General features: G+C 71.8%; 10 protein-coding genes. 4 read left to right on the forward strand and 6 right to left on the reverse strand.

Annotation, left to right across the window (positions count from 1 at the left end; translation table 11 throughout):
- Positions 1-22: 22 nt before the first annotated feature.
- The 5 genes from kynU to rpsO all read right to left on the reverse strand — a co-directional run bounded on the left by kynU (position 23) and on the right by rpsO (position 8,151).
- Positions 23-1,240, reverse strand: a complete 1,218-nt coding sequence (gene kynU, locus CLV56_RS02300; protein WP_039348897.1) for a kynureninase — start codon at positions 1,238-1,240, stop codon at positions 23-25.
- Entirely contained in the window at positions 1,237-3,948 is a 2,712-nt protein-coding gene (locus CLV56_RS02305) for a cation-translocating P-type ATPase (protein WP_100414334.1), read from the reverse strand. The genes kynU and CLV56_RS02305 overlap by 4 nt, the downstream gene beginning before the upstream one ends.
- 67 nt (positions 3,949-4,015) lie before the next feature.
- The gene (locus CLV56_RS02310; protein ID WP_245857544.1) at positions 4,016-5,338 is read right to left on the reverse strand and encodes a M16 family metallopeptidase; all 1,323 of its coding nucleotides are present in this window, start codon (positions 5,336-5,338) and stop codon (positions 4,016-4,018) included.
- A 2-nt stretch (positions 5,339-5,340) separates the two neighbouring features.
- Positions 5,341-7,587, reverse strand: coding sequence for a polyribonucleotide nucleotidyltransferase (locus CLV56_RS02315; protein WP_100414335.1), 2,247 nt, complete (start codon positions 7,585-7,587; stop codon positions 5,341-5,343).
- A gap of 300 nt (positions 7,588-7,887) precedes the next feature.
- On the reverse strand, positions 7,888-8,151 hold the full coding sequence (rpsO, locus tag CLV56_RS02320) for a 30S ribosomal protein S15 (protein WP_039349064.1): 264 nt from the start codon (positions 8,149-8,151) through the stop codon (positions 7,888-7,890).
- Positions 8,152-8,372: 221 nt separating this feature from the next.
- Between rpsO and CLV56_RS02325 the strand changes: the two genes are divergently transcribed.
- On the forward strand, positions 8,373-8,564 hold the full coding sequence (locus CLV56_RS02325) for a hypothetical protein (protein WP_039348891.1): 192 nt from the start codon (positions 8,373-8,375) through the stop codon (positions 8,562-8,564).
- A 54-nt stretch (positions 8,565-8,618) separates the two neighbouring features.
- Here the strand turns inward: CLV56_RS02325 and CLV56_RS02330 are convergent, their stop codons facing one another.
- Positions 8,619-9,581 carry a bifunctional riboflavin kinase/FAD synthetase gene (locus CLV56_RS02330; RefSeq protein WP_425437691.1) on the reverse strand — a complete coding sequence of 321 codons (963 nt, stop codon included), beginning with the start codon at positions 9,579-9,581 and terminating at the stop codon, positions 8,619-8,621.
- A gap of 113 nt (positions 9,582-9,694) precedes the next feature.
- Here CLV56_RS02330 and CLV56_RS20780 point away from each other — a divergent pair, with 113 nt between their 5' ends.
- The 3 genes from CLV56_RS20780 to CLV56_RS02340 are packed head-to-tail and all read left to right on the forward strand — an operon-like array spanning position 9,695 to position 12,208.
- Positions 9,695-10,078 carry a hypothetical protein gene (locus CLV56_RS20780; protein WP_039348888.1) on the forward strand — a complete coding sequence of 128 codons (384 nt, stop codon included), beginning with the start codon at positions 9,695-9,697 and terminating at the stop codon, positions 10,076-10,078.
- Positions 10,017-11,543 carry a sensor histidine kinase gene (locus tag CLV56_RS02335; protein ID WP_170224748.1) on the forward strand — a complete coding sequence of 509 codons (1,527 nt, stop codon included), beginning with the start codon at positions 10,017-10,019 and terminating at the stop codon, positions 11,541-11,543. The genes CLV56_RS20780 and CLV56_RS02335 overlap by 62 nt, the downstream gene beginning before the upstream one ends.
- The gene (locus tag CLV56_RS02340) at positions 11,540-12,208 is read left to right on the forward strand and encodes a response regulator transcription factor (RefSeq protein ID WP_039348884.1); all 669 of its coding nucleotides are present in this window, start codon (positions 11,540-11,542) and stop codon (positions 12,206-12,208) included. The genes CLV56_RS02335 and CLV56_RS02340 overlap by 4 nt, the downstream gene beginning before the upstream one ends.
- The last annotated feature ends 11 nt before the right edge of the window (positions 12,209-12,219 follow it).

A 12,219-nucleotide genomic window follows, 5' to 3' on the forward strand; every position in this document is an offset into this window, starting at 1 on the left:
CGTCCGCACGGGTTGTCCGTCGCTACCGCTCCTCGACGATCCGCCGGGTCACGTCGAGCGCGGTCCACAGCTCGGCGTACGAGGTGGTCAGGGGCGACAGGCCGAGCCGGATCATGTCGGGATTGCGGTAGTCCGGGATCACCCGGGCCTGCGTCATCGCGTCCGCGACCGCCCGCGCCCCGGGACCGCGGACCGTGATGTGGCTCCCCCGGCGGGCCGGGTCCCGCGGCGACGCGACCCTGAACCCGTGCGGCTCCAGCCAGGCGTCCGCCAGCTCCACGCACAGCGAGGTGAGGGCGACCGACTTCGCGCGGATCGCCTCCAGCCCGGCCTCCGCGACCACCTCCGCCGACGCGTCGACGGCGACGAGCCCCGGCACGTACGCCGTGCCGGACAGCATCACGCGGATCGAGGGTGCGGGCTCGTACGTCGGGCCCATCGCGAACCGGTCGGCGACTCCCCACCAGCCGGTGATCGGCTGGCGGACCGCACCGATGTGGCGCTCCGCGACGTACAGGAACGCCGGGGCGCCCGGCCCGCCGTTGAGATACTTGTAGGTGCAGCCGACCGCGAGGTCGACGCCGTCGGCGTCGAGTGCGAGCGGCACCGCGCCGGCGGAGTGGCAGAGGTCCCACACGGCGAGCGCGCCGGCGTCGTGGGCGAGCGCGGTGATCGTGGGCAGGTCGGCGAGCGCGCCGGAGCGGTAGTCGACGTGGCTGAGCAGCACGAAGGCGGTCCGCTCGGACAGCGCCGCCCGTACGTCCTCCGGCTCGACGCCGACGACGAGGTCGGGGCTGAGCCACCGCACCGTCATGCCGCGAGCGGCGGCGACGGACTCGACCAGGTAGCGGTCGGTCGGGAAGTCGGTGTCGGTGGCGACGATCTCGTCGCGACCCGGGCGCAGGTCGCAGGCGGCGTGCAGCAGCTTGAAGATGTTCACCGACGTCGACTCGGCGACGACGGTCTGGCCGGGCGCCGCTCCCAGGCTCGCGGCCGCAAGCCGGTCGCCGACCTGCTCGGGCAGCTCGAGCCAGCCGTCCTCCCAGCCGCGGATCAGGCGCCCGCCCCACTCGCGGCGCATCAGGTCCTCGACCCGAGCGAGGGTGCGCAGGGGCGGGCGGCCGAGCGAGTTGCCGTCGAGGTAGGCGACGGGGTCGTCGCCGATCAGGAACTCGTCTCGGAAGCGGCCGAGCGAGTCGTCGCGGTCCAGGGCACGGGCGTCGTCGAGCGTGATCGTCACTCTGCGACTCTGCCACGCGCCGCGATCCAGCGGTCGGTCGCCTTCCCCGCCTCGACCAGGAGGAACACCACGACGGCCAGCAGCGCCGTCCACGCCCACACGTCGAGCCCGATCGGTGCGGAGGCGAACCACGTGTTCATGAACGGCAGGTACACGAACCCCAGCTGCGCGACCAGCATCGCGGCGGACGCGCCCCAGACGGCCCGGTTGCCGCGCAGCACCGCCGGCGTGAGGCTGCTGCGGTCCAGGAACCGGCTGTTGAAGAGGTACGCGAGCTGACCCAGCGCGAGCATCGTGACCGCAGCGGTCTGCGCCTCGTCCAACGGGACGCCGCGGTCGTCGCTGCGGTAGAAGACGAAGAGCGCGGCGCCGCCGATCAGGAGCGAGACGATCACGATCCGCCGCCCGTACGTGAGGTCGACGACTGAGGTGCCGGGATCGCGGGGCGGCCGGTCCATCACTCCCGGCTCCGCCTTCTCGTACGCGAGGGCGAACGAGAGCGACACGGCGGTGACCATGTTGATCCACAGCACCTGGACGGGTTGGAGCGGGAGCGTCAGCCCGAACACCACGGCGACGAGCATGACCAGCGCCTGCGCCCCGTTGGTCGGCAGCAGGAACAGCACGGACTTGCGCACGTTGTCGTAGATCCGGCGGCCTTCCTCGACGGCCCGTTCGATCGTGGCGAAGTTGTCGTCGGTGAGGACGACGTCGGCGGCCTCCTTGGTCGCCTCGGTGCCCTTGATCCCCATCGCGACGCCGACGTCGGCCTGGGTGAGTGCCGGCGCGTCGTTCACCCCGTCGCCGGTCATCGCGACCACCTCGCCGTGGTGCTGGAGCGCGGAGACGATCCGGATCTTGTGCTCCGGGCTGGTCCGGGCGAACACGTCGACGTCGCGTACGACCGCGCGCAGCTGCTCGGTGCTCATCGCCTCGAGATCCGCCCCGGTGAGGACCTCGGGTCCGCCTTCTCCGACGATCCCCATCTCCCGCCCGATCGCCACGGCGGTCCCGGCGTGGTCCCCGGTGATCATCTTGACCCGGATCCCCGCCCGGCGGCACTGCGCGATCGCGTCGACGGCCTCCGGGCGTGGAGGGTCGACGATGCCGACGAGGCCGAGCAGGACGAGGTCCTCGTCCACGTCACCGTCGCGGATGGTGGAGCCGTCGCCGTGGCGGACCGGCCGCAGCGCTGCCGCGAGCACTCTCAGCCCGTCCGCGCCGAGCCGGTCGATCTCGGACTCCCACCACGCACGGTCGAGCGGCTCCACGCGGCCGTCGGCACCGTGCTGGCGCGCGCAGCGGTCGAGCACCCGGTCCGGCGCCCCCTTCACGCAGAGCGTCCGGGCCCCGGTCGGGTCCCGCTCCAGGGTCGCCATGTACTTGGTCTCGGAGTCGAACGGGATCTCGTCGAGCCTCTCCCACCCGTCCTCGGAGAGTCCCGCCTTCAGACCGAGCACCCGCAGCGCTCCATCGGTGGGCACTCCGACCAGCGACCAGCGTCCGTCGGACTCGTGGACCTCGGCGTCGTTGCAGCGGCCCATCACGGTGACGACGGCGTTCAGGTCGCGGTACGTCGCGAGGTCGGCCGGCTCTTCGTCGAGCAGCACGCGCCCCGTCGGCGCGTACCCGATCCCCTCCACGTCGTACGCGTGGGCGCGCGTCACGACGACGCGCGCCGTCATCTCGTTCTTCGTCAGGGTCCCGGTCTTGTCCGAGCACACCGTCGTCACCGAGCCGAGCGCCTCCACGGCGGGCAGCCGCCGTACGATCGCCCGCCGCGCCGCCATCTGCTGCACGCCCAGCGCGAGGATGATCGTGACCAACGCAGGGAGGCCCTCCGGAACGGCGGCGACCGCGAAACCGATCGTCGCGGAGACCAGGTCCGGCACCGAGAAGTCGTGGATCAGGCGTCCGATCAGCACCATCACGAGGGCCATCACGACGATCAGCAGCGCGAGCGCCTTGCCGAACGCGTCGAGCTGCCGACTCAGCGGGGTCTCGACCGGTTCGACCTCCTGGACCAGGGTCTGGATCCGGCCGACCTCGGTCGCCGGGCCCGTCGCGGTGACGACTCCCTGGCCGCTGCCGGCGGTGACGAGCGTGCCGGAGAACAGCATGTCGTGCCGGTCCCCCACCCCGGCGTCCTGCGCGACCTCACCGACGCTCTTCGCGGTCGGCACGGACTCACCGGTCAGGGCCGACTCCTCGGCCTGGAGGTTCGTCGCCGCCAGGACGCGCAGGTCCGCCGGGACCTTGTCGCCGCCACGCAGGCGCACCACGTCCCCGGGGACGAGCAGGTCGGCGTCGAGCCGGGTCCAGGCGCCGTCACGCAACACGTCGGCCTGGACGGACAGCATCGCGCGGATCCCGTCGAGCGCCTTCTCGGCGCGGCCCTCCTGGATGAGCCCGATCGCCGCGTTGATCACGGCCACGGCCATGATCACGGCGAAGTCCACCCAGTCCTCGAGCAGCGCCTTCGCCGCCGCGGACGCGAGCAGGATGTAGATCAGGGTGTCCTGGAACTGCGCCAGCACGCGCTTCCACCAGGGCACGCGCGCGGCCGCCTCGAGCCGGTTCGGACCGACCTCGCCGTACCGCCGGTCGGCCTCGGCCGCCGTCAGCCCGTCGTGGCTCGTGCCGAGGTCGTCCAGAACCTCACCGGCGGTACGGGCCCACACCGGCGGGGCCTCGGCGCGTGTCTCCATGGAGACCATCGAACCGCCCCGGGCGCCGGCCCGCACGGTGTACGGGCGGGCGCGACCCGTGTGGGGCTCAGCCGGTGACGTCGTCGAGCGAGTCGAACGGCCCGACGACCGCCAGCGACGGCTTGCCGGCGAACGCGACGGCCATCTCGTTCGCGTCGTCCAGCGTGACCGCGTCGATCCGGCGCAGCATCTCGTCCAGCCCGGTCAGCTCGCCGTTGAGCAGGTCGGCCTTGCCGATCCGACTCATCCGGGACGCCGGGTCCTCGAGACCGAGCACCATCCCGCCCTTGAGCTGGCCCTTGCCCCGCTCGAGCTCCTCGGCGGACAGGCCACGCTCGGAGAACGTCGCGAGCTCGTCGGTGACCACCTTGAGCAGGTCGCGCAGCTTCGCCGGCGCGCACCCGGCGTACACGCCCAGCATCCCGGCGTCGCTGTAGCTCAGAGCGAAGGAGTACACCGCGTACGCCAGTCCGCGCTTCTCGCGCACCTCCTGGAACAGGCGTGACGACATGCCACCGCCGAGGACGGTGTTCACGACGCCGAGGGTGTGCCGCCGGTCGTCCCCGCGTGCCAGCCCGGGCAGACCGATCACGACGTTCGCCTGCTCGGTCGGCCGGGTCACCAGCCCCCGGGCCCGCCGGAACCGGGAGCCTCCGGAGCGGCGGCGGGTCGTCGCGCTCGCCGTGGCACCGGCGTCGTCGGTCAGGAGCGGCGCGAACGCGTCCGCGACCTGCTCCACGACGCGCTCGTGGTCGACGTTGCCGGCCACGGCCACCACCATCGACGACGCCGTGTAGTGCCGGCGGTAGAACCGCTGGACCTGGCTGCGGCGCAGCGTCCGGACGGAGCCGGGGTCGCCTGCCACCGGGCGGCCCAGCGGGGTGTCGCCCCAGGCCAGGCCGGTGGCGAGCTCGTGCACGACGTCGTCCGGGTCGTCCTCGCTCATCGCGATCTCCGAGAGGATGACGTCCCGCTCGGCCTCGACGTCGTCGGTCGCGATCGTCGACGAGGTCAGCATGTCGGCGAGGACGTCGACCGCGAGCGGGAGGTCGTCGTCGAGCACACGCGCGTGGTAGCACGTGTACTCCTTGCCGGTGAAGGCGTTCATCTCGCCACCGACAGCCTCCAGGGCGGCAGAGATCTCCCACGCGTCGCGACGCTGCGTCCCCTTGAACAGCAGGTGCTCGAGGAAGTGCGAGGCGCCGCTCAGCGAGGGCTTCTCGTCACGGGACCCGACGCCGACCCAGATCCCGATCGTTGCGGTCCGCACGCCCGGCATCGCCTCCGAGACCACCCGCAGCCCCCCGGGGAGCACCGTCCGTCGGACGAGGCCCCCCTCGGTGAGGAGCGTACGGGTGGTCCCGGCAGGCTGAGCCGGGTCGAGCGGCACGCTCACTCGTCGTCGGACGCGGTGTCGTCGGAGGAGTCGGACGCGGAGTCGTCGACGGCCGGAACCAGCGAGAGCTTGCCGCGGTCGTCGATCTCGGCGATCTGGACCATGACCTTCTGGCCGACCGACACGACGTCCTCGACGGCCTCGACGCGCTTGCCGTCGTTGAGCTCGCGCAGCTTGCTGATGTGCAGCAGGCCGTCCTTGCCCGGCAGCAGCGAGACGAACGCACCGAAGTTCGTCGTCTTCACGACGGTCCCGAGGTAGCGCTCGCCGACCTCCGGCATCGTCGGGTTGGCGATCGCGTTGATCGCGGCCCGCGCGGCCTCGGCGGCGTCGCCGGACTCCGCACCGACGTAGACGGTGCCGTCGTCCTCGAGCGTGATCTGGGCGCCGGTGTCGTCCTGGATCTGGTTGATGACCTTGCCCTTGGGCCCGATCACCTCGCCGATCTTGTCGACCGGGATCTTGATCGTGATGATCCGCGGCGCGAACAGCGACATCTCGTCCGGCTCGGCGATCGCCTCGCCCATCACGTCGAGGATCGCGAACCGGGCGTCGCGCGCCTGGGTCAGCGCCCCCGCGAGCACCGAGGCCGGGATGCCGTCGAGCTTGGTGTCGAGCTGCAGCGCGGTGACGAACTCGCGCGTGCCGGCGACCTTGAAGTCCATGTCGCCGTACGCGTCCTCGGCCCCGAGGATGTCGGTGAGCGTCACGTACTCGTCCTTGCCGTCGACCTCACCGGAGATGAGGCCCATCGCGATGCCTGCGACCGGAGCGCGCAGCGGCACGCCGGCGTTCAGCATGGCCATCGTCGAGGCGCAGACCGAGCCCATCGAGGTCGAGCCGTTCGAGCTCAGCGCCTCGGAGACCTGGCGGATCGCGTACGGGAACTCCTCGCGCGTCGGCAGCACCGGCATCAGCGCGCGCCCGGCGAGGGCGCCGTGGCCGATCTCGCGACGCTTCGGCGAGCCGACCCGGCCGGTCTCACCGGTCGAGTACGGCGGGAAGTTGTAGTTGTGCAGGTAGCGACGCGTCTTCTCCGGGGAGAGCGTGTCGAGCTTCTGCTCCATCGTCAGCATGTTGAGCGTGGTGATGCCCAGGATCTGGGTCTCGCCGCGCTCGAACAGCGCCGATCCGTGCACGCGCGGGACGGTGCCGACCTCGGCGTGCAGGGTCCGGATGTCGGCCAGGCCGCGGCCGTCGATGCGGACCTTGTCGGTCAGCACGCGCTGGCGGACGAGCTTCTTGGTGACCGCGCGGACCGCGGCGCCGAGCTCCTTCTCGCGACCGGCGAACTGCTCGCCGAGCCGGTCGAGGACGTCGGCCTTGATCTCGTCCAGACGGGCCTCGCGCTCGGACTTGCTCACGATCGTGAGCGCCTCGCGCAGCGGCTCGGTCGCGACACCCTCGACGGCGTCGAGCGCGTCGTCGGCGTAGTCGGGGAAGACCGGGAACTCCTCGACCGGCTTCGCGGCCGACGCCGCCAGCGCCCCCTGCGCCTCGCACAGGGTGCGGATGAACGGCTTCGCGGCCTCGAGGCCCTCGGCGACGATCTCCTCGGTCGGGGCGGTCGCGCCGCCGCGGACCAGCTCCCAGGTCGACTCGGTCGACTCGGCCTCGACCATCATGATCGCGACGTCGTCGTCAGCGATCCGGCCGGCGACGACCATGTCGAAGACGGCGTTCTCGAGCTGGCTGTGGGTCGGGAACCCGACCCACTGGCCGTCGATCAGAGCGACGCGGACGCCGCCGATCGGGCCGGAGAACGGCAGCCCGGAGATCTGCGTCGACGCCGACGCGGCATTGATCGCCAGCACGTCGTACGCGACGTCGGGGTTGAGCGCCATCACGGTGATGACGACCTGGACCTCGTTGCGCAGGCCCTTGGTGAAGGACGGGCGCAGCGGACGGTCGATGAGGCGGCAGGTGAGGATCGCGTCCTCGCTCGGCCGGCCCTCGCGGCGGAAGAACGAGCCGGGGATGCGGCCCGCGGCGTACATCCGCTCCTCGACGTCGACGGTCAGGGGGAAGAAGTCGAAGTGCTCCTTCGGGTGCTTGCCGGCGCTGGTGGCCGACAGCAGCATCGTGTCGTCGTCGAGGTAGGCGACGACGGCGCCGGCAGCCTGGCGAGCCAGGACTCCGGTCTCGAAGCGGATCTCACGCTTGCCGAACGACCCGTTGTCGATGACGGCAGTCGTGGAGTGGATCTCGGGTCCCGTCACGGGATACCCCTTTCTCACGCGCATCTGTGCACGTGGTCCTCGCGGAGCAGTCACGCGAGCGGTCGCACCCGGGGTGCGAGGAGTTGCCTCGGTGGGCGTCGGTCTTCGATCGAGGTCCGCGCAGTGCGATCCGGCCTGAGCCGGGTCACCATCCGCGGACCACTACCGAGGACCGAACATCGACCGTGCGCTGCTCCGTCTGCTGGATGGTCGTGCGATCTGTTCAGTTGTTGTCGCGGGTCGACTTCAGTGTGCCCGAAGGACGACCCGCCCTGCATGCGACGAGCGGCCCGTCCGTGGCGGAGGGGCCGCTCGTCGTCGAGGTCATCGCCGCAGGCCGAGGCGCTCGATCAGGCTGCGGTAACGATCGATGTCGTTGTCCTGCAGGTAGTTCAGCAGGCGCCGACGACGACCGACCATGAGCAGCAGCCCACGGCGGCTGTGGTGGTCGTGCTTGTGCGACTTGAGGTGCTCGGTGAGGTGCGCGATCCGCGCGGTCAGCAGGGCGACCTGGACCTCCGGGGAGCCGGTGTCGCCCTCGGCGGTCGCGAACTCGGTGACGATCTCGGACTTCGGAAGGTCCTTGATCTCAGCAGGGGTGAACGTCTTCGTGGCAGGCACGCAGTCTCCTCGTGATGGTCGTTGCACGGCGCGCCGGGGCCTGTTCACCCGGGCACTCTGAATCCGTGGCCGTTCTGACGGCGTCTCCCAGAGTATCAGGGCGCTCCAGACGCTCGGGACCCTGTCGGTTGCCCCGACGCGCACGGCGCAGCACCATCGGAAGGACCGACGAGATCCGAGGGGGTCGCATGAGCGAGAACGAGATCGAGGAGACCTTCGAGACCGGGCCCGACGACCGCGCGACCGGCGACCCGGAGGTGGCGCCGCCGCCGCACGGCGTGGAGGTCGACGACCTGGATCCGGACGCCGAGGCGGACGAGGCCGACCGGATCGACCAGGCGTGGGAGGTCGCGCTCGACGACGACTTCGACCGCGAGTGACTCGCGACCACACCCGGCGTGACTCGCGACCCCGCCATGAACGACTCGCGAGGGTCAGGGCTGGGGTGCCAGGACCTCGCGCACCTCGGCGACGTCGAGGTGCATCCTCGCGACGAGCTCGTCCATCGAGTCGAAGCGCACCTGGCCGCGGACACGATGGGAGAACGCGATCTCGACCTCCACGCCGTACAGGTCGAGGTCGTCGCGATCGAGGACGTACGACTCGACCCGGCGCGAGACGCCGTCGAACGTCGGATTCGTCCCGACGCTGATCGCCGCCGGGTAGCGCGTACCGTCGTCGAGTCGCGTCAGCCAGCCGGCGTACACGCCGTCGGCCGGCACCGCGAACCCGGTCGGGGGTGCGACGTTCGCCGTCGGGAAGCCCATCGCGCGTCCGCGCTTGTCCCCCTCGACCACCACGCCGCAGAGGCTGTGGGGGCGACCCAGCGCCCGTCTCGCGGCCTCGACGTCGCCCGCGGCCAGCATCGCCCGGATGTAGGTCGAGGACGAGACGGTCCCGCTCGCCGCCTCCTCGAGCGGCAGCACGTCGACGGTGAAGCCGTGCTCGCGTCCGGAGGCCGCCAGCGTGTCGACGTTCCCGCCGGCCTTGGTGCCGTAGGTGAAGTTCGAGCCCACCACGACGCCCGCTGCCTTGAGCTCGCCGAGCAGCACGCGCTCGACGAACTCCTCGGGGCTCCACGAGGCCATCGCACGATCGAACGCCAGCGCACGCACCTCGGCCGCGCCGGCGTCGCGCAGCAGCGTCGCTCGCTGGTGCACGGTGGTCAGCGCCAGCGGCGCGCGATCCGGTGCGAACACGGCGGTCGGATGGGGGTCGAAGGTCACCGCCACGACCGGGAGCGGCTCGGTGCCCCCTGCCGCCGCCGCGACCTCGCAGGCGCGGTCCACGACCCGGCGGTGTCCCACGTGCACGCCGTCGAAGACCCCCAGGGTCGCCACGCACGGTCCGGTCCGGGGGCCGCCGGCCAGGTATCCGTTCGCTCGCCACACGGTCACAGGGCAACTGTGCCATGCCCGCCGCGGACCGCGCCGACCGCGCCCGGCCGTCGATGAGAGATCTCTCATCGACGTCTCATCGCCGTGGCATGGTGGACCGCCAGGCTGGTCGCATGACGTGGACGACCAAGCTCGCGCTCGGGCTGCTCGCCACGCTGGCCGTGGTGGTCGGCGGTGCGGCCCTCGCCGCGGCGCTCACCTCCCCCGCCCCCGATCCCGGGGTGACGACGCCGGTGCGGATCGACCCGCCGGCCACCGCGCCCGACAGCACCGCACGACCCGGCTCGACGGCCGCCCCGCAGGACGACGACGCCGATGACGACGACGATGACGACGACAGGCTCGAGCACCGGGCGCCGAAGCCTCGTACGCTCCACGGTGAGGGCGGCGTCGGTCAGGCTCCTCGACTGGACTCCGGAGGCGGAGGCGGGGGCGGTGACGACGACGATGACGACGGCGACGACGGGGACGACGACGATGAAGGGGACGACGACTAGTCGCGCCGACCTGCGCGCCGACCCTCGCCCACCGCTGCGCCGCCTGAGCACCTTGACGGTCCGGACCCGGATCGTCGTCGCGGTCGCCGTCCTCACGCTCCTGGCCCTGGTGCTCGCCGGCGCTGCCGCGTACCTGGTCGAGTTCCGACGGATCGAGGGGGACGTCCGCGACCAGGTGGCACAGGAGATGCGTGAGTTCGAGACGCTCCAGGGTGAGGGCATCGACCCGCAGACCGGAGAGCCCTTCGCGACCGCCGACCGTCTGCTCGACCTGTTCCTCAGTCGCAACCAGCCCGACGACAACGAACGGCTCCTCGTGGTGAACACGAACGGCTCCCGGGCGTACGTCGGCCGCTCCGCCGGGGCCCCGTTCGGCGACCCGGCCTTCGAGCAGGCGCTCGGGGACCTCGAGGAGTCCGGCGGGAGCCAGGTGATCGAGACCGTCGACGGCGACAGCCAGCTCGTCGCCGTGCGCCCCGTCAGCGACCCGTCGGGGAGCGGCGCCTTCGTGGTCACCTGGAACCTGACCGACGAGCGCGCGACGCTGCGCAGCCTGATCCTCACCTACGCCGCCGTCGCCGCGATCTCGTGGCTGGCGATCACGCTGGTGGCGTGGCTGACGGCAGGCCGCCTCCTGCGGCCGGTTCGTGACCTCAGTGACGCCACCCGCGCGATCGCGGACAGCGCCGACCTGTCCCAGCGGATCGGGGTCGAGGGCCGCGACGACCTGTCCGAGCTGAGCCGCACGTTCAACGCGATGCTGGAGCGGCTCGAGCAGGCGTTCGCGTCCCAGCGCGACCTGCTGGACGACGCGGGTCACGAGCTGCGCACCCCGTTGACGGTGCTGCGCGGCCACCTCGAGCTGGTCGACGTCGCCGACCCGGCCGAGGTCAGCGCGACCCGGGCGCTCCTGCTCGACGAGATCGACCGCATGAGCCTGCTGGTGGAGGACCTGCTCGTCCTCGCGAAGGCCCGCAGGCCCGACTTCGTCGTCCCGGCGCCGGTCGTCGTCGCCGACCTGATCGACGACCTCGTCGAGAAGAGCCGCGCGCTCGGTCCGCGCAGGTGGGTCCGCGCGGACGCCCCGGAACCGTCGGTCGTCGCGTCGATCGACCCGCAGCGGGTCACGCAGGCGATCCTCCAGCTCGCCGAGAACGCGGTCCGCCACACCTCCGACGGCGACGAGATCGCCATCGGCGCCGCGATCGACGGGCCGCAGCTGACGCTGTGGGTGCGCGACTCCGGACGCGGCGTCGCACCGCAGGACCGCGAGCGCCTGTTCGACAGGTTCCAGCGCGGCGCCGCGGAGGCCGGCGACGGCTTCGGTCTCGGCCTCGCGATCGCGACCGCCATCGCGCGCGCCCACGACGGCTACCTTGCTCTCGACCCCGACGATCCTGACCGGCCCGGAGCGACCTTCCGCCTGGTGCTGCCGAGCCGCCCGGTGACGAGAGGAGAACCATGAGCAGCATCCTGGTGGTCGAGGACGAGGACCGGATCGCCTCGTTCCTCGCGAAGGGCCTGACCGCGCACGGCTACACCGTGACGCGGGTCGCGGACGGCCACACAGGGATCGACTACGCCCTCACGGGCGACTTCGACCTGGTCGTGCTCGACATCGGCCTGCCGGGGATCGACGGGTTCGGCGTGCTCGAGCAGGTCGGCGCGCAGCAACCGAGCCTCCCCGTGATCGTGCTGACCGCGCGCGACTCCGTCACCGACACCGTGGCGGCGCTCGAGGGCGGCGCGGTGGACTACATGAGCAAGCCCTTCCGGTTCGACGAGCTTCTGGCCCGGGTCCGCCTGCGGCTGCGTACGGCGGCGAACGTCGGATCGTCCGGTGACGACGTGCTCACCGCCGGCCGGCTGCGGCTCGACCTGCGCACGCGCGAGCTGGCCGTCGACGGCCGGCAGATCGAGCTGTCGGCCCGGGAGTTCCGGTTGGCGGAGGTGTTCCTGCGGCACCCGAAGCAGGTGCTCACCCGGGAGCAGCTGCTCTCCCAGGTCTGGGGGTACGACTTCGACCCGGGCTCGAACGTGGTCGACGTCTACGTCGGCTACCTGCGCAAGAAGCTGGGTGCGTCGGCCATCACGACGGTGCGCGGGATGGGCTACCGGTTCGACGGCTGACCGGCCGCACG

It is taken from the genome of Mumia flava (assembly GCF_002797495.1).
Taxonomy (GTDB): domain Bacteria; phylum Actinomycetota; class Actinomycetes; order Propionibacteriales; family Nocardioidaceae; genus Mumia; species Mumia flava.